13 protein-coding genes and 2 CRISPR repeat arrays are annotated in these 18418 nt (G+C 39.5%); of the genes, 6 read left to right on the forward strand and 7 right to left on the reverse strand.

What is annotated here, in order from left to right; translation table 11 throughout:
* The first annotated feature begins 86 nt into the window (after nt 1–86).
* From mutS to H6F45_RS07570, 3 genes are read left to right on the forward strand one after another with little or no spacing between them, the layout of a single operon-like run.
* Nucleotides 87–2711, forward strand: coding sequence for a DNA mismatch repair protein MutS (gene mutS, locus H6F45_RS07560; protein WP_137667632.1), 2625 nt, complete (start codon nt 87–89; stop codon nt 2709–2711).
* 45 nt (nt 2712–2756) lie between these two features.
* On the forward strand, nt 2757–3083 hold the full coding sequence (locus tag H6F45_RS07565) for a DUF4258 domain-containing protein (RefSeq protein ID WP_096571017.1): 327 nt from the start codon (nt 2757–2759) through the stop codon (nt 3081–3083).
* Nucleotides 3073–3300: a hypothetical protein gene (locus H6F45_RS07570; RefSeq protein WP_096571015.1), complete on the forward strand. Its 228-nt coding sequence runs from the start codon at nt 3073–3075 to the stop codon at nt 3298–3300. The genes H6F45_RS07565 and H6F45_RS07570 overlap by 11 nt, the downstream gene beginning before the upstream one ends.
* Before the next feature lie 252 nt (nt 3301–3552).
* Here H6F45_RS07570 and H6F45_RS07575 read toward each other — a convergent pair whose 3' ends face one another.
* The 6 genes from H6F45_RS07575 to H6F45_RS07600 all read right to left on the reverse strand — a co-directional run bounded on the left by H6F45_RS07575 (nt 3553) and on the right by H6F45_RS07600 (nt 13197).
* Nucleotides 3553–4020 carry a DUF29 domain-containing protein gene (locus H6F45_RS07575; protein WP_190346879.1) on the reverse strand — a complete coding sequence of 156 codons (468 nt, stop codon included), beginning with the start codon at nt 4018–4020 and terminating at the stop codon, nt 3553–3555.
* Between the two features lie 383 nt (nt 4021–4403).
* Nucleotides 4404–6761: a putative PEP-binding protein gene (locus H6F45_RS07580; protein ID WP_190346880.1), complete on the reverse strand. Its 2358-nt coding sequence runs from the start codon at nt 6759–6761 to the stop codon at nt 4404–4406.
* A gap of 508 nt (nt 6762–7269) precedes the next feature.
* Nucleotides 7270–7911: a CRISPR direct-repeat array (repeat unit 36 nt; unit sequence GTCCCCACTCGCTGGGGATATTAATTGAATGGAAAC).
* Between the two features lie 125 nt (nt 7912–8036).
* Nucleotides 8037–8297: a CRISPR direct-repeat array (repeat unit 36 nt; unit sequence GTCCCCACTCGCTGGGGATATTAATTGAATGGAAAC).
* A gap of 76 nt (nt 8298–8373) precedes the next feature.
* Nucleotides 8374–8550: a hypothetical protein gene (locus H6F45_RS07585; protein ID WP_190346881.1), complete on the reverse strand. Its 177-nt coding sequence runs from the start codon at nt 8548–8550 to the stop codon at nt 8374–8376.
* A gap of 52 nt (nt 8551–8602) precedes the next feature.
* Nucleotides 8603–9736, reverse strand: coding sequence for a DNA replication/repair protein RecF (gene recF, locus H6F45_RS07590; RefSeq protein ID WP_190346882.1), 1134 nt, complete (start codon nt 9734–9736; stop codon nt 8603–8605).
* 359 nt (nt 9737–10095) lie between these two features.
* Entirely contained in the window at nt 10096–12969 is a 2874-nt protein-coding gene (locus H6F45_RS07595; protein ID WP_096571007.1) for a cation-translocating P-type ATPase, read from the reverse strand.
* A gap of 66 nt (nt 12970–13035) precedes the next feature.
* Nucleotides 13036–13197 (reverse strand): hypothetical protein, encoded by a 162-nt coding sequence (locus H6F45_RS07600; protein WP_190346883.1) that lies wholly within the window; start codon nt 13195–13197, stop codon nt 13036–13038.
* A 40-nt stretch (nt 13198–13237) separates the two neighbouring features.
* On the opposite strand from H6F45_RS07600, the gene H6F45_RS07605 reads away from it, so the two are divergent.
* Both H6F45_RS07605 and H6F45_RS07610 read left to right on the forward strand, forming a co-directional pair.
* Nucleotides 13238–14923 (forward strand): transglutaminase family protein, encoded by a 1686-nt coding sequence (locus H6F45_RS07605; RefSeq protein WP_199301775.1) that lies wholly within the window; start codon nt 13238–13240, stop codon nt 14921–14923.
* Between the two features lie 390 nt (nt 14924–15313).
* Nucleotides 15314–15904: a hypothetical protein gene (locus H6F45_RS07610; protein ID WP_347237718.1), complete on the forward strand. Its 591-nt coding sequence runs from the start codon at nt 15314–15316 to the stop codon at nt 15902–15904.
* A 60-nt stretch (nt 15905–15964) separates the two neighbouring features.
* Here H6F45_RS07610 and H6F45_RS07615 read toward each other — a convergent pair whose 3' ends face one another.
* Nucleotides 15965–16816: a PD-(D/E)XK nuclease family protein gene (locus H6F45_RS07615; RefSeq protein ID WP_190346884.1), complete on the reverse strand. Its 852-nt coding sequence runs from the start codon at nt 16814–16816 to the stop codon at nt 15965–15967.
* Between the two features lie 116 nt (nt 16817–16932).
* Here H6F45_RS07615 and H6F45_RS07620 point away from each other — a divergent pair, with 116 nt between their 5' ends.
* The gene (locus tag H6F45_RS07620; RefSeq protein WP_190346885.1) at nt 16933–18360 is read left to right on the forward strand and encodes a phosphoglucomutase/phosphomannomutase family protein; all 1428 of its coding nucleotides are present in this window, start codon (nt 16933–16935) and stop codon (nt 18358–18360) included.
* The last annotated feature ends 58 nt before the right edge of the window (nt 18361–18418 follow it).

Consider the following 18418-nt stretch of genomic DNA (forward strand, 5'->3'; position numbering starts at 1 on the left):
CGTGAGAAAAAAAATTAAAAAACCTTAAACAACCACCCCACATCACGCTATCATCAAGAATAGTGCCAAAAATCGCAGCATCTACCATGACCACACCAGAACCCCAATCACAAAACACACCTCTCAGCGATACAAAACTGGTAGAAGACCGCAGCAAGCTGAGTAAAATGTATCAGCACTACGTAGAAATGAAAGATAAATACCCCCATGCGTTGCTGCTGTATCGTGTTGGTGACTTCTTTGAAACCTTCTTTCAAGACGCTGTAACCGTTTCCAGAGAATTAGAATTAGTCCTCACCAGTAAACACGGGGGTGATGTGGGTCGGGTAGCTATGACTGGTGTACCTCATCACGCATGGGAACGATATACAACCATGTTGGTAGAAAAAGGTTATGCTGTAGTTATTTGTGATCAAGTTGAAGACGCATCAGAAGCAGTAGGTTTAGTGAAACGGGAAGTTACCCGCATCCTCACACCGGGAACTTTGCTAGAAGAAGGAATGCTCAAAGCCAGTCGCAATAATTACTTAGCGGCTGTGGTAATTGCGGTGAATCATTGGGGTTTAGCTTATGCTGATATATCAACTGGGGAATTTCTCACTACTCAAGGCAGTGATTTAGAACACCTAACCCAAGAATTAATGAGGTTGCAACCTTCTGAAGTGCTTTTCCCCACCAATGCACCGAATTTAGGTACTTTACTACGTCCGGGGGAAACTTCTCCTTCCCTTCCTCAGTGTTTACCACCCACATTTTGTTATAGTTTGCGATCGCAACTTCCCTTTTCTCAAGCCGAAGCCAGAAGTAAAATATTGCAGAAATTCAAATTGCGATCGCTCGAAGGTATCGGTTGTGAACATCTCCCCCTTGCAGTCCGCGCTGCTGGTGGACTGTTGGAATATCTGGAAGATACCCAAAAACAAAACCCCGTATCTCTGCAATTATTACGCACCTATACCTTAACCGATTACCTCATCGTAGATCATCAAACCCGTCGCAACCTAGAAATTACCCAAACTGTCCGCGATGGCACATTTCACGGTTCTTTATTATGGGCTTTAAACCGAACCAGCACCGCTATGGGTAGTCGGGCGTTAAGAAGATGGTTGTTACAACCGCTACTTGATATCAAAGGTATTAAAGCTAGACAAGATAGTATTCAGGAATTAGTTGAGAATACACCTTTACGGCAAGATTTACGAACATTATTAAGGAAAATATACGATTTAGAAAGGTTAGCAGGTCGCGCAGGTTCAGGAAGGGCAAATGCACGGGATTTAGTCGCGTTAGCTGATTCTATCTCTCTTTTACCTGAATTAGCTAACATAGCAGCAGAAGGGCGATCGCCTTTTTTAAAAGCTTTGCAAAAAGTACCTCCCGTACTGGAAGAATTAGCAAAAAAAATACAATTGCACATCGTAGAATCACCACCTAATCATTTAAAGGAAGGCGGTTTAATTCGTCCTGGTATAAATCCCCTATTGGATGAAAGAAAAGCGACAGTAGAAGCAGATCAACAATGGATCGCAACGTTAGAAGTTGATGAAAGAGCGAGAACGAGTATTCCTAATTTAAAGGTCGGGTTTAATAAGACTTTTGGGTATTATATTAGTATTTCACGTTCTAAATCAGATCAAGTTCCTGAGAATTACATCCGTAAGCAAACGTTGACGAATGAGGAACGTTACATTACTCCTGAGTTGAAAGAGCGAGAAGCGCGGATATTAACGGCGCGAGATGACTTAAATCAGCTAGAATATGAGATTTTTGCCGCTTTACGGGATGAAGTGGCTGAACACGCGGATACTATTCGCAATATTTCCCGTGCGGTGGCTGCTGCTGATGTATTATGTGGGTTGGCGGAGTTAGCGGTACATCAGGGTTATTGTCGGCCGGAAATGGTGGAGGGACGGGAGGTTGAGGTTATTGATGGTCGTCATCCGGTGGTTGAACAATCTTTACCTTCTGGATTTTTTGTTCCTAATTCTACTTGGTTAGGTGGGAAGAATTACGGAGGAATGAACCACGAAGGAACGAAGGAAGCGAAGGAAGAAGAGAAGAGAAGAGGGAAGGAAGGAAAGAAGGATACATCTTACCCTGATTTGGTGATTTTGACTGGTCCTAATGCTAGTGGTAAGAGTTGTTATTTACGGCAGGTGGGTTTAATTCAGTTAATGGCGCAAATTGGAAGTTTTGTACCTGCTATGTCGGCACGCTTGGGAGTTTGCGATCGCATTTTTACCCGTGTGGGTGCGGTTGATGATCTGGCAACTGGTCAATCTACTTTTATGGTAGAAATGAATGAAACTGCTAATATTTTAAATCATGCAACTGCGAAATCTTTAGTTTTATTAGATGAAATTGGTCGGGGTACTGCAACTTTTGATGGTTTATCTATTGCTTGGGCTGTGGCAGAATATTTAGCAGTGGAGATTAAAGCTAGAACTATTTTTGCAACTCATTATCATGAGTTAAATGAGTTAGCGAGTATTATTAATAATGTGGCAAATTATCAAGTTACGGTGAAAGAATTACCTGATCAAATTATCTTTTTACATCAAGTGCAACCCGGTGGTGCTGATAAATCTTATGGTATTGAAGCTGGGAGGTTAGCGGGTTTACCTGCGGTGGTTATTCAACGAGCAAAACAGGTAATGGGACAAATTGAAAAACACAGTAAAATTGCTATGGGTTTACAAAATTTACAATAGTCAAACCTCTGGGATTGTTAAGTTCTTGAGCAAAGAGATAAAATAATGTCAGTTTCTCTTGAAGAAATACAAACGAAATTTTCTCAGGATCAATTCGAGTTTTCTAAACATGGAGTTGATCAGTCTATACTCAGAGGTATTGGAGTCAAGGAAATTAAAAAGGCAATTCAAAACGGAAAAATAATTGAAGATTATCCAAATGATAAGTATGGAGCTAGTTGTCTAATTCATGGTTTTACCCAAAATGGTCGCCCTATTCATGTACAATGTAGTTATCCGTCACGTTCATTGATTAAAATTATTACAGTGTACGAGCCTGACTCTCATCGCTGGAGTGATGATTTTACTAGGAGGAAAAGTAATGCAGAATAACAATTTTAACGAAAACTTTGTAGAGCAAAGAGTTACTTACTCATTAGAAAAAGATGGTCAATTTTTTATAGTCGAAAATGTACCAGCTAGAGTCAACATAGAAACTGGTGAGCAATTCTTTTCTCCTGAAACTGTTGAACAGTTACAGCAAATTATTTTGCAGAAAACTCAACCAGTTCGGTTTATGCAAATTCCAGTTTATAAATTTGCGGCGTAAAGTGTGGACAGGAATGATAAATCACCCTTTCAAAGTTGCTTTTTTAGAGACAACCCATAAAAACTTATGTGGGGCTTGCTGAAAAAAGGGTGTGCCGTGATGAATAGCAGGGTCTATGCTGATGTATGGTGAAATTTCCATAAATACCTTCTTGGTGTTTGCTGTTTCTCTATTTTGCCTTGAGATTTTGCCAAGCGATAGCTTGATAAATTCTCTTAGTGATATAACTTATAACTGGAGCATCTTCAAAAATTATCCTTCCCAGTCCTGACTGGTATCACACAAAAAATCATCAGCAATAATATCATCAAATAAATAAGGACAATTTTCGGGAAAAGTTCTTAACGGTAAATTAGTTTCCCGTAAAGCTAAATCAACTCCTGCTTCAAAACCATCTAACATAGCTTCTTCCATACGAGATTTTAAACTAGGGTTTTGTCGCAGATGTCGCAGAATAGCGCGACGTTGTTCTCTAATTGTTAAAAACCAACTGCGAGAACGGTTTTCCGGTTGATATTCCCATTTTAAGAGATGACCTAATAATACACCCAAACGACTTGCTAATTCTCGATATTCCTGCCTTCCCAAAGATTGAATTTCCTCTTGTAAATGTTGCCAGTCTAATTCTAAAACTAGCCTTTCTTCTAAAGCTTTAGCTTGTTGTTGTGTCCAACAATAGAAATCTTGATGATACAAAGAAGAAGATTGAGATTGATCCATATTCAGATAATTTGATCTTCATCTGCAATGATATTTTAATTATATAACTTATATATAACTTATCCCAAAAATTATCATTTTCCCATACAATTTTTAACAATCTTATCCACCTGCTATGACAGCATATTTATCAATTGATAATTGACAATTGATAATTGATAATTGTTTCATTTAAGGTTTAAAACCTCCCCTTACCAGCGGAAAAAAGCCAAAAATTCCACTTTTCAATCCTTTGGCTTTAAGGGAGAGTTAATTGTCAATTGTTCATTGTTAATTGTCCATTATTGAAATTCCTGTCTTCCTTTGCGCCTTTGCGTGAGATATAAAAAATTAGTCCCATCACCCAAAAATTGCTGTAATTTTCAATTTTCAATTTTCAATTTTCAATTCCCCAAAAGTTTCCGCGCTGCTGCTAAAATCAAACGTTGTTCAGCACGAGCGATCGCTTGATAAGTCCTTTCCACCGCTTCCGGTTCTACAGAAATAGAACTAATACCCCATTCCACCAATTTATCAATAATTTCTGGATATAAAGCAGGTGCTTGACCACAAATAGAACAAGGAATACCCCCATCTTTAGCCATTTTAATTAATTGAAAAATCGCACCCATCACCGCAGGATGACGTTCATCAAATATACTTGCTAATTCTCCTTTTTCTCGATCCACGCCTAAAATTAATTGTGTCAAATCATTAGTACCAATAGAAATACCCGCTACCCCAGCTTTAATATATTCAGGTAGTAAAAATAATATACTCGGAACTTCTGCCATGATCCATAATTGAAAATGGGGATTTTCAGTTAAACCAGCTTCTTCAACTTGACGACGACAAAATACAAATTCTTCCACAGTCCGCACAAAAGGCAACATCAAATGAATATTACTATAACCATTTTTTTGTAACCTTGCTAAAGCCTGTAATTCTAATTCAAAAACCGCCGAATTTTTCACATAACTCCAAGTACCATGTTCACCTAAAATTGAACTTGATGCAGAGTTTACACCATAATTAAACGAAGGAAAATCCTGTGATCGCCAATCTAAAGAACGATATAAAATAGGTCGTGGTGCAAAACCAATGGCAAATTTTTTAATCTCCTCAGATAAACTTTCTAATAATTCTCTTTGTCTACCATTTGAAAGCCAAATATGAGGATTTTGTCCCTGCAAAATATTCAAAATCATCAATTCTGAACGTAACAAACCTACCCCATCCACAGGTAAACCCCGTACTGTTTCAATCAAATTTACTTGACTAAGATTAACTAATAATTGGGTAGCAATCATCGGTAATATTTTAGTATTACTCAACCCATAATGAGGTTGATTTGCATGATGATCAAATTGTTCTTTTTTATTCTCGGTTAATGAAATTTTTTCTCCATCTTTCAAGATATTACCCTCTTTTAGACCACGATAAACTTCTCCCCTATCACCATCAAGCAAGAGACTTTCACCAGTTTGAATTAAATTAGTCGCATTTTTAGCACTGACTACAGCAGGAATACCCAACTCCCTAGCTAAAATTGCCCCATGACTGGTTAATCCTCCTCTTTCTGTAATAATACCACTAACCTGATGTAATAAAGGCAACCAATCAGGAGTAATAGCAGGAGCGATTAAAATTACTCCCTTGGGTATTTGTGAAGGTTTGGGTTGTGAACCAAGAATGACATACGCGGTAGCAGTTATCCGCCCCCTAGCCGCCCCTATTCCTTTGAGGAGCAAGTTAGGAATTAAAGACGGTGGAACATTAACTTGAGTAATGTAAAGTTTTGGGGTAGGAATATTAATTGTAATTGTCCATTTTATTGTTAATTTTGTCCCTATTTCACTAAATAATTGATTGCCTAAAATAATGATTTGTTGCAGAAATTCTTCTGGAAGTGCATACTTCTTTTGTTGTTCCTCACTGAGCAGATAGGAGAATAAACAATTATGATCTGTGATTAATCTAGATTGTAATTCTTCAGCAGTCACAGATATAGGATCATGTACAGAATAGGCGAGAATTTTATTTCCTAATTGTTGTTCTTGAATAACTTCGGTGTTTTCTTCAATGTAGTAAACATCTGGTAATATTTCACCCTTGTTAATAGCTATTCCTAATCCATAAGTTGCTTCTATTTCTGCTCCTGATGTATCAGCTTGGAATGAACCGGAGGCGATCGCATTTTCTACCGGTTGCACTAATACCGCAAAATTAATGTGTTGTAAATTAATGCCGACACTCTGCCAATATAGTAAACTTCTAGCACGAAACAACTGACTCCAAGTTTGTTTTAAACCTTCAACTATAGCTTCCTCATTACAAACACAAAACACCGACTCCAGCAACCCAGAAATATTTCCCATCACCTGATTACCAGATGATATACTTAAACTCGGACGCAAAATTAAACATTTCCCTTCCCAGGTTTTAGCAGCTTGGAAAATCTCACTTACCCAATAATGTGGTACACTACCAGCAATAATTTCCTGACGCAAACGGCCAGCCACCTGTTGCAGTTGTTGCCAATTACTTACATCTAAATGTAGAGAAGAATAGGGTAAGTCCGCAACTAATGACTCTGAACTATTGAGAGTTTCTAGAAATTCTCGCCACACATCTGCGGAGACTACAAAACCAGGTACTACAGGATAGCCCCTTTGCATAATTTTACTCAAGTAAAACGCCTTATCCCCAACTTGGGCGCGGTCTTGTGGTTTAATGTTGTCTAAGCGGTAGAGTTTATCCACTCAAGTGTTAGGTGTCATTTGTGCAAGTTTTACGTATTATTTGTCAATTATCGACCTACTGTTTTTATGGTAAGATACAAACGCTACATTTTTGATTATTTCTTTAATACACTATTTCAAAGCAATAAATATAAATATCTTATATAAATAAATAAATATTATTAAAAATTGAGTTTTTACAATTACATTACTAATTCAAGTAAGATATAATACAGTTTTTAGCTCAATAGGGGTTGCTGAATAAAACTAAAACCTTGATAAATCAAAGGTTTGAAGTAGTCAGTGAGGAACTCCTGGAACTTCTGACTCCTTGATTATTGTGTAGTTTTTCCGAAGGTCAGGTAAAATGGCTGAAATATTGATTTTTTCGTTGCGAACTTCGGTCGCTTACTGGGTAACGGTTTCAGGGATTTTTTACCGCTGTTGGTTAGTTGTTTCACCACTTTTTTTCCTGACCTTCGGAAACTGCCTCTGGACACTTTACTGGGTAAGGGTTTAAAATGGAGGGGTCCCCACTCGCTGGGGATATTAATTGAATGGAAACGGATTTGAAAAGAAAGTGTAGTAGTCATCTTAGTTAGTCCCCACTCGCTGGGGATATTAATTGAATGGAAACCTATCAAGGCTGACTTACTCCGGTATCCCAGAGCCGTCCCCACTCGCTGGGGATATTAATTGAATGGAAACTTACCTTTCCGTATTTTATACTCTACACTCTCAACGTCCCCACTCGCTGGGGATATTAATTGAATGGAAACGACAAAAGCATCTAAGACTTTTGCCTCTCTGTTTGAGAGGAGTTTTTCTAGTCCCCACTCGCTGGGGATATTAATTGAATGGAAACGCAGAAGTAATTGATGAGTTCGTAGCTACACACTACATAGAGTCCCCACTCGCTGGGGATATTAATTGAATGGAAACCATAAGCGAACAGCTTAATCACTTTTGTAGAGGGAAGTGTCCCCACTCGCTGGGGATATTAATTGAATGGAAACTTTGTAGGAGTAAGACCTGATTAGGTTTCTTGCCTCCTCTTCCTGACAGTCCCCACTCGCTGGGGATATTAATTGAATGGAAACGGGTACGTTTTGCACTTTTCCTCCCTTCGCGTTGTGTCCCCACTCGCTGGGGATATTAATTGAATGGAAACTTTCTGTTAGTGGAAGGCTTTAGGTCTACCCTACAAGAGTACGCGGTTATCGCAAGATAGCTGTGCGCTGACTTCTTACTGCCAAGGCGGTTTGAAGTTGCCCTTGTCTCAAGGGGCTCTGGTAGGTCCCCACTCGCTGGGGATATTAATTGAATGGAAACTTTTTGATGGTCTGTTTGTATGGGGCGCTCAGTAGTCCCCACTCGCTGGGGATATTAATTGAATGGAAACGCAGCACTGTATTGGTACAATCCATCAATAATTATTTCGTCCCCACTCGCTGGGGATATTAATTGAATGGAAACATGTAATTTTGTTCGCCATTATTGGAGATATCGGCTAACTCAACAGTCCCCACTCGCTGGGGATATTAATTGAATGGAAACGTAAAGCTAAAAAAGCTTGCACCTTGTTGATATTTAGGGTTTGCTGAATAAACCTAAAACCTTGATATATCAAAGGTTAGAGGCTGATAAACACAGAAATTAGTGCAAGGGTTTTGAAGGGTATACCGGAAAAAGTGTGCATTTTTTGGGATTTCAAGAGATGGCAAAGAAATTTTCCAATCTCCTCCTGACTCCTGACTCCTGACTCCTGACTCCTGACTCCTATGCCCTCACGGAAAGACTTTCTCAGCAACCCCTATTTAGACAATTTCAAAATAAAAAAATTTCTGGAACTCCTAACTCCCTCACGAAAAGACTTTTTCAGGAAACTCTATTTCTCCTGATTTGACAAAGAGAACTTGTGAAGATTTTAACCATTGAGAGTCAAAAGCACCCAAATGAGTAGTAGTAATTAAAGTCTGAAACCGATCTTGAATAGCATCAAGTAATTGATTTTGACGGGATAAATCTAATTCTGCTAAAACATCATCTAATAAAAGTAAAGGAGCTTCATTCACGACTTCTTCAATTAATTGTAATTCTGCTAATTTTAAAGCTAAAACTAAAGTACGTTGTTGACCTTGAGAACCATATTGACGAGCAGGAGTTTGATTAATAATTAATTCTAACTCATCCCTGTGGGGTCCAACAAGGGTAGTACCTCGGTGTAATTCAATAACAGAACGTTGTTGAATTTTCCCGAAAAAAGATTGTGTAATATCTTCATTATCATCTTTTCCTATTGGCACATTAGGAGAATAATTAATTTCCAGAATTTCTGTACTGCCACTAATACTAGCGTGCCATTTGGCAGCAATAGGTGTTAATCTTTGAATAGCTCTGTTGCGTCTTCTAATTACCTTTGTGCCGGCGTTAACTAACTGTGCATCCCAGATAGCTAATTCTTTCTCCTGACTCCTGACTCCTGACTCCTGACTTCTTTTTAAGAAAGCATTGCGCTGTCGTAATACTTGGTTATATTGATGTAAAATGTGAGCATAAACTGGTTCGAGTTGCATTAAAAGAGTATCTAACCAATTACGACGAACTTCAGGACTACCCCGCACTAATTCTAAATCTAAACTAGAAAATTCTACAGCATTTAAAACACCAAGAAAATCCATTTGTCTGCGGACTATTTCACTATTTATAGCTACACTACGGCGGCCATTTCGGCGTAAAGTTAAAGTTAAATCACTTATTCCTGAGCTTCTTTCTAGGGTAGCATTAATTTGAGCGATATCTTCACCATCTTTAATTAAATCACGATCTTTTGCCATACGGTGCGATCGCAATGTAGCTAACAACTCTACCGCCTCCAATAAATTAGATTTTCCCTGAGCATTGTTACCCACTAAAATTGTTTTAGGGGCAGTAAAATCTATTTTTTGCTCTTGGTAATTCCGATAATTTCTTAGGTGTATATTTTTAAGATACATATTTAAGCATTAAGGAGTCAGGAGTCAGTAGGGGCAAACCCCCTGTGGTTGCCCTCAAGAGTCAGGAGTTAGTAGGGGCAAACCCCCTGTGGTTGCCCTCAAGAGTCAGGAGTCAGTAGGGGCAAACCCCCTGTGGTTGCCCTCAAGAGTCAGGAGTTAGTAGGGGCAAACCCCCTGTGGTTGCCCTCTTGTGTCAGGAGTCAGGAGAAAAATCATCAAATTTTGACTATTTACTATATTCTCTTATTTAGGAATTAGTAAAAAATTTGTTCAGCAAACCATTTTAGTCATTTAAACATAGTAATAGGTAATATTGATTGATTATTACCTATTACCAATTACCAATTACCAATTACCAATCAAACATTCTTCTTGCCCATAACTCGGAAGAAAATCTTTTCTCCTTCAATCCAAACAAACATCAAGGCACTGAAACCAATACAAATTAGTAACTCATTAAAAGGCAGATAATGAGTACCAAAAAAGGCTCGCAGTGGTGGAACATAAACCAGCATTAACTGTAAAATCGTAGTGGCAAGAACAGCCCCCAATACGAATTTATTAGAAAGAGGATTCATCTCTATTGTTAGCTGATTGTTAGAACGAATAGCGATCGCATGACCCATTTGGGCGAGACATAAAGTAGTAAAGACCATTGTCTTCCAGCGTTCGGGATTTAGACCTTCTCCGGTAGCTATTTGGACGTGAGAATAAGCCCATTGCATGAGAATAATTGTAATAATCGCAAATACAATTCCAATCCGCACCATGTAAGCACCCAAACCCCTGGCAAAAATACTTTCACGGGGACTAAAAGGGGGACGTTGCATCACATCTGGTTCTGGAGGTTCGACCGCTAAAGCTAAAGCTGGTAAACCATCTGTCACCAAGTTCATCCAGAGAATTTGCAAAGGTGAGAGGGGAACACCACCCAAACCTAAAAGTGGCGCTGAAGCAATGGTGAGAACTTCACCGATATTACTGCCGAGAATGTATTTGATAAACCGCCGAATATTGGTATAAACAACTCTACCTTCTTTCGTAGCTGCGACAATGGTGGCAAAGTTATCATCTAATAGCACCATATCGCTGGCTTCTTTACTGACATCTGTACCGGTGATGCCCATAGCGATACCAATATCAGCTTGTTTGAGGGCGGGTGCATCGTTAACGCCGTCTCCAGTCATGGCCACAAATCTACCACGACGTTGCAAGGCTTGAACAATTCGCAGTTTGTGTTCTGGGGAGACTCTAGCATAAATACTGACTAAATCAACTTGTTGTTCTAGTTCAGTGTCACTCATGCGCTGTAATTCTTGACCTGTGAGAACTCTAGCATCAGCATCAGCTATACCCAAGTCAAGAGCGATCGCCCTAGCTGTTAATTGATGATCACCAGTAATCATAATTGGACGAATACCAGCTTGACGACATTCTGCCACAGCCGCCCGTACTTCGGGGCGTGGAGCATCCAACATTCCCACCAAACCCAACCACACTAAATCATTTTCAGAAGTGTCTTCTGAAGCTTCGGGGGGTATTTCTGTTAAAGGTTTATAAGCAAAACCCAACACCCGCAAACCTTGAGAGGCCATTTGGTCATTAGCAGCCAGAATTTGGGCGTGTTGTTCTTCATCAATAGGAATAGAGCGATCGCCTAAATAAATGTGTGTGCAACGAGCTAAAGTTAATTCTGGTGAACCCTTAGTAAACATTAAATACTGTTTTGAGTCCACAAAACCAGCTATTACCGGATCAACCCCAGTCATCCCCGGATCACCTGTGGCCACTGCTTCCACTTGAGAAATAACACTCATGCGTTTTCTTTCAGAAGAAAAGGGAAACTCAGACACACGGGGTAACTTACTATTCCATTGATCTTTTTCAATACCAGCTTTACCCGCCAAAGTCATCAAAGCGCCTTCGGTGGGGTCGCCTAAAATTGCCCATTCTCCGGCTTCTTTTTGCAGTACCGAGTCATTACACACAGCACAAGCAACCAACAGGGCGGATATTTCTGGATGTTCTTCTAAATCGGCTTTTTGTCCATCTAACTGAAAATCACCAACAGGAGCATAACCTTCTCCTGTCACCCTAAAAGTTTTTTGATTGGTGTAGACTGACTGCACCACCATTTTATTTTGAGTTAAAGTCCCGGTTTTATCAGAACAGATGGTAGTTACAGAACCAAGAGTTTCTACGGCTGGAAGTTTACGAATTAAAGCATGATGGCGCACCATACGCTGAGTTCCCAAAGCCAGAGTTACAGTAATAACCGCAGGTAAACCTTCAGGAACTACCGCCACCGCCATACTCAGAGAAACTTCTACCAACTCTTGTAAATTTTTCCAGCCTATTCCCTTCACTAAATCATGGATCAGACCACCACCGACAACTAGAGCAACCAGCACCAAAGAACCAGATACCAACACATTACCCAGTTGAGTCATGCGTTGTTGTAGGGGAGTAGGTTCACTCTCCACCGACTGTAACATGGTGGCAATTTTGCCCAGTTCCGTTGTCATGCCGGTATTGGTAACAAGCACCTTAGCCCGGCCTTGAACAACTTCAGTACCTTGAAAAACCAAATTAATGCGATCGCCGAGTGACGTATCTTCTGGTAATGTAAGTATGGCTTGCTTATTGACAGCTTCAGCTTCACCAGTCAATGCTGATTCTCGGACTTGCAAATTAGACTGTTCTATTAAGCGTCCATCAGCAGAAACCTGTACCCCCGCTTCCAGTAGCATCACATCCCCAGGTACAAGATCCTTCCCCGCTACATCCGTCAGTTTACCATTACGGATCACGCGCACTGAGGGCGAAGAGAGTTTTTTCAGGGCGGCTAGAGCTTTTTCAGCACGGCTTTCCTGGACATAACCGAGAATGCCATTGAGAATTACAATTGCCATAATCGCAATTGTGTCTTTAAATGGAACTTCACCAGGTTTTAATGTACCTTGTTGCAACGCCAAAAAATCTAAGAAACCAGAAATAAAAGCCACACCAATCAGCATCAATAACATAATGTTAGTGAACTGATCTAGGAGAATCTCCCAAGGGCTACGGCCACCCTGTTCTTCTAGTTCGTTGGGACCGTATTTTTGCAAACGTTGTTCAACTTCTTGGGGTGTTAAGCCGCTGTCTGCATTGCTATCAAGCAGTTCTAAAGCTTTATCAACCTCCAAACCATGCCAAACTGCGGCACTTTCAGGTAAAGAATGAGCAGACATCGTGTAGGTTACAGGAAATGGTTACAAAATTCGATCATAATTTAGTGATGGCAGGATTTCCATCAATCATGTATTAGGGATCGGGGACTGGGGACTGGGGACTGGGGACTGGTGATGCAATTTTGGATTTTGGATTTTGGATTTTGGATTGTTTTTCTCAACTCCAATCGAAAATCTAAAATCTAAAATTTCCTTGTTACCTGTTCCCTGTTCTCTTTTCCCTACCATGACTAATAACTAATGACTAATGACTAATGACTAATGACTAATGACTAATAATATAAGTTTGACACTCCCTAGTTTGAATGTTAGCCAGATGTTTGGGCAAAAAACTATTCGACCGTTTACTGCTGCTACCCTCTATGGTATTGCTTTCATTAAAGATAAACTCATTGCTATTGACTCTATCAAGGGACATCTACTAGAGATTGACCCCATCTCTGATAACAGTAAAATTCTTAATCCCCACCAAGTTAAGGAATTTACAGATGTTACTGGTTTAGCTGTGTGGGAAGATACACTGTGGGTCAGCCGTGGTAATAGCGTTTATTTGTGTAAGTTGGGTTCTTGGGGTTTGGAGCATTTTGTTACTTTACCTTATGCGGCTGATGGTGTTGCGGTTTGGGAATCTACTGTCTATGTTAGCTGCCAAAGACTAGGTTATATTCTGATTTTTGACCAAGATACACGCAAAGAGATTACTAGATTTTATGCCCCAGGGGTGGGGAGAGAAAATTTGGCAGTCAGCGCAGAAACTCTCTGGGTTTGCGATCGCACTGAGCAAACAGTTTACTCTATGGATCGGGCAACTGGAGAAGTTCGTTTTAGTGTCCTGACTTCTTTTGCTTCTCCTACAGGTATTGCTATCCACAGTCAGGATCAAACAACAGGTAAGGATCTGCTCTACGTTGCTTACTCTACAGAAGAGCCTTATATTCGTGATAATCCCAATGCTGATCCCAATCATGAGCTAACTTATCGGGATATCACTTTTATTCATCCTCTCTACTATCACTACAACCCAGATAAACGCTACGCCTTATCTAATGGTTATTTAGTGGAAATGTCATACATAGAGGAAATTTCACCCTTAGAAGAAGTTTATTTACCCAATGTGGAATGGCGTATTGCTCTCCCCTCAGAAACAGAACGCCAAAAGGTGAAACAAGTTGAAGCTATTGGTTTACCCTTCACAGAAGAAATTATTGAAGGACAACGGGTAGCTGTATTTAACTTTGATACTCTCGTTCCCGGTGAACGTCATCTATTTGGCTGGAAGGCACTTTTAGAAGTTCGCGGTATTAAGTATCGCATTACACCCAAAGATGTAGAAGACCTCCCTGAACTAACACCAGAATTGCAAAGTCGCTATTTGGTGGATGATGATGATTTAGCAATGGATACAACCATTGTCCGCCGTGCTGCTCGTGATGCTGTTGGTTCGGAAACCAATATGTTACGAAAAATGTATAATATCCGCAACTATGTCTATGATGAGTTATCCTATGGTATTAAACCCCACATAGATACACCAAACATAGTTTTAGAACGAGGCGTTGGTTCTTGTGGGGAATATGTAGGCGTATTGCTGGCTTTGTGTCGTTTAAATGGTATTCCTTGTCGGACTGTCGGCAGGTATAAATGCCCTCCCTACGGTGAACAACAGGGAGTTCCCCTACAACCTGACTTTAATCATGTTTGGCTAGAGTTTTACATTCCTAATTTTGGTTGGCTACCAATGGAATCTAATCCCGATGATATAGGTGATTATGGTCCCTATCCTACACGCTTCTTTATGGGTTTATGCTGGTATCATATTGAAATTGGCAAAGGCGTTTCCTTTGAAACTCTTACCAGTAATGGTGAAAGGCTAACCAAAGAAGAAATATCCATTGGCAATTTGGCGATTAACCATATTCGGTTTACAATTCTTAAAGAATTACCACCTATTTAATTTGGGACTTCAAAATTGACAAATTGTATTTAGTAATGGGGTATCAGGTAGGAGCAGAATTAGCTCCTAACGCCCCTGGATAGGGCTGATCTGCCTAAGTTAATCAAAAGTTTAAGGTTTAGGTAAAAATTTTTTATGTAGCCTTGAATGAAAATATCAGTAATTTTTCGGGTTAAGCTGTAAAATGGTGATATGAACTGCTCATCAGGAAATATGGAAAATAAACTTTATTCAACCATTGTTTGTTAAAACTGTATCAGTCAAGTTCACAAGAAAATCGCTGAAAGGCACGGAAGCCACTTGGCTGTCTTACAGTGGAGGAAGTGCCAACGGCGAATTTATTCGCCTTGACATTTAAGTAATTTGTAAACGGTAATAAAAGTTTCCCCAGTGGAAGCTAATAGGATATTACGCCCTGTTGATAATCCTACATTATTGAGTGATAGGGATCTCTATAGTACGGTAAAACAATTTATTGGTAAAACAGATAGTAACTATACTTATCAAGAGAGAGCGCAGCAGTTCTTAAAATATATGAATCACAGGGGCAATAATTTCCATAATTTTAAGAAAGATTTACATGAGTATCTAATATCTTCCATTGATAGTAAATATGGTCAACGTCAATTTAATCAACGTTTGTCAAATCATTTACAAAATATATTACCGGATGCTGATGATCAAAAGATAAATGATTTTTTGGTTGTTAATAGCCAAGCATCACCACAACACGCAACTTTTTTAGATTTAATTAGTAATCAAGGTTCTCTAGAAACTATTGGGTTGTTGCTAAAAGTGGTGTTAATTTGCAGGAAAGTAAAATCCTATCTAGAGAAGAGATTTAGAATTTTATTTAATCATTATGAAAATGCAACTACAGATGCTATTGATTGGTTAGTAGCAACTTTAGAACAATTAAATATTGCTATGAGTATTCACTTTGGTAATATTGATTTATCGTTTTTTAAGAGATTTTGTTAGAGGGTGCCTGGTGCTACGCCACGGTGACAGTAAAAAGGCAGGATGTTTTAAATTACAAAATTACGAATTACGAATTATTGGCGTTGAATGTGATTTTTCCGGGTTAAATTGAGAAAATTCACAGATTGAATTAAACGGACAAAAACGACAGTGATAACCGGGGTTAGGTGGAAAGATTTTACTAAAGTTATTGCTTGTAGCTGCATAGTTTTGTAAATCAAGTTGGTGTTTATTTGCTACATTAGCCAACTCAAATTCCAAAGATGCTAACTCATGATTATTAATAGTAATTAAATCAGATTTTTTACCAATTTCCAAATTATAAAATGATGCTACGGCAGTTTTCCCAGGATAAAGATAACGTGCAGCTAATAAATAAACTAAAGCTTGTCTTTGATCAAAATCTGACTTACCAGTTTTAAAATCTAAAATATGCAAAGTGCTATCAGACTCAATAAAAACACAGTCCATAGCTGCATATAACCGAAAACAATAATTAGCTTTTTCAATGAAAATTGGTTTAGGAAAACCTTCATCACCAGGAGTTAATTGCAGAATGCGTTTATTTAACAGCAAAGGCGATTTTTGATATTTTTGTAAAATGTGCAGTACCCGTTGCTTGACTTGAAAAGTAAAATTACTTAATTTTAACAACTGGGCTACTTTTTCCACACCATCCGATTGAGTTAACCAATGGAGATGATGATGAAATTCATAGATACCCTTTTGGGCAAGCATACCAATCCGCTGTGGTGGTGTAGCTTGGGATAATAAAGCTTTTACCTCTGGTTCATGTTGTCGTGCTTTAATGAATCCCCTTCTCATTTGACAATGCCAATGTTCTTGGCCTCTTTTGGGGGAAACTAGGGACCAAAGGTGGTAACTTACAAAGGGTCTAGCAGGGATTGACATTGCTCAGGTACAGTGAGAGAAATTACCTTGGGGATACTTGCAGGATGGTGGTTGTTCCACAAGCTTTGCGGGATGCTTCCTCATAGTAGTGATGATGCACGGGAGAGAGTAGCAAAATGAGTAACCCTAACAATTCTGGTAAAATAAAATTCGGTACTGATGGCTGGCGTGGCATTATTGCCGATGATTTTACGTTTCCTAATGTGCGGAAAGTAACTAGGGCGATCGCTAGTTATCTGGAAACTGCCTATAGTAAAGACAGACCAGTTTTAATTGCCTACGATACAAGATTTTTGGCTGATGAGTTTGCACGGACATCTGCTGCGGTTTTGGCAGATTTAGGGTGGAATGTGAAAATTACGGATCGGGATTGTCCGACTCCTGTGATTGCCTACAATGCGAAACACCTTAATTCCGCAGGGGCTTTGATGTTTACTGCTAGTCATAATCCTGCACCTTATTGTGGTATTAAATATATCCCAGACTATGCTGGTCCTGCCACTCCAGAAATTACTGATACTATTGTGGCCAATATAGAAACGGCATCGGATGAGTTACCAGGAAGTAACCCATCTGGTACGATTTCTACTTTTGATCCGAAGCCCGATTATTTGCATTTTATCTACACATTGCTGGATGTGGAAAAAATTAAGGGTGCAAATTTAAAAGTTAAGTACGATGCTCTCTATTCTACATCTCGTGGCTATTTAGATGAGGTGCTGCAACATTGCGGTACTCAGTTGGAAAGTTTCCACACTTGGAGAGATGTACTTTTTGGCGGTGGTATGCCAGAACCTAAGGGTGAACAGTTGGTGGAGTTGGTGGAAGCTGTAAAAGCTGATAAAGCTGACTTGGGTTTAGCAACGGATGGAGATAGCGATCGCTTTGGGATCGTTGATGAACTAGGAAATGTTCTCACTCCCAATACAGTGCTGTTGGTTTTAGCAAGACATTTAATCAAAAACAAAGGTAAGAGTGGTGCGATAGTGAGAACTGTGGCGACTACTCACTTGCTGGATAATTTCGCGGCTAAGTATAATTTACCAATTTATGAAACTGCGGTTGGTTTTAAATACATTGGTGAGAAAATGCGAGAAACCACCGTTTTAATTGGTGGTGAAGAGTCTGGTGGTTTAAGTGTTATTGGCCATATTCCTGAGAAGGATGGGGTTTTGGCTGATATGCTGGTGGCTGAGGCGATCGCCTATGAAGGTAAACCTTTAAGTGTGTTAGTTCAGGAAGCTATTGCTGAAGCTGATGGTCCTTTATATAACAACCGTTTGGATTTACACCTGACGGAAGCTCACAAAAACGCTGTGATTGATGCCTATATCAAAAATCCTCCTTCCGAAGTAGCGGGAATTAAAGTGAAGGAAGTGGGAAGAAAGGATGGGATTAAACTTTATTTAGAAGAAGGTAGTTGGGTGTTATTGCGTCCTTCTGGTACAGAACCTTTGGTGAGAGTGTACATGGAAACCAACTCACCGGATAAACTTAGTCAAATTGCAGCAACAATGGAAGCTGAAATTGCTAAGTTAGGATAGGTGACTGGGGACTGGGGACTGGGGACTGGGGACTGGGGACTGGGGACTGGGGAAGAAA

The sequence above is a fragment of the Sphaerospermopsis sp. FACHB-1194 genome, from assembly GCF_014696235.1.
Classification (GTDB): Bacteria; Cyanobacteriota; Cyanobacteriia; order Cyanobacteriales; family Nostocaceae; genus Sphaerospermopsis; species Sphaerospermopsis kisseleviana.

Coding starts and splice junctions, on each gene's coding strand:
- mutS (WP_137667632.1), top strand. CDS start 87: ATGACCACACCAGAACCCCAATCACAAAACACACCTCTCAGCGATACA.
- H6F45_RS07565 (WP_096571017.1), top strand. CDS start 2,757: ATGTCAGTTTCTCTTGAAGAAATACAAACGAAATTTTCTCAGGATCAA.
- H6F45_RS07570 (WP_096571015.1), top strand. CDS start 3,073: ATGCAGAATAACAATTTTAACGAAAACTTTGTAGAGCAAAGAGTTACT.
- H6F45_RS07575 (WP_190346879.1), bottom strand. CDS start 4,020: ATGGATCAATCTCAATCTTCTTCTTTGTATCATCAAGATTTCTATTGT.
- recF (WP_190346882.1), bottom strand. CDS start 9,736: ATGTATCTTAAAAATATACACCTAAGAAATTATCGGAATTACCAAGAG.
- H6F45_RS07595 (WP_096571007.1), bottom strand. CDS start 12,969: ATGTCTGCTCATTCTTTACCTGAAAGTGCCGCAGTTTGGCATGGTTTG.
- H6F45_RS07600 (WP_190346883.1), bottom strand. CDS start 13,197: ATGGTAGGGAAAAGAGAACAGGGAACAGGTAACAAGGAAATTTTAGAT.
- H6F45_RS07605 (WP_199301775.1), top strand. CDS start 13,238: ATGACTAATAATATAAGTTTGACACTCCCTAGTTTGAATGTTAGCCAG.
- H6F45_RS07615 (WP_190346884.1), bottom strand. CDS start 16,816: ATGTCAATCCCTGCTAGACCCTTTGTAAGTTACCACCTTTGGTCCCTA.
- H6F45_RS07620 (WP_190346885.1), top strand. CDS start 16,933: ATGAGTAACCCTAACAATTCTGGTAAAATAAAATTCGGTACTGATGGC.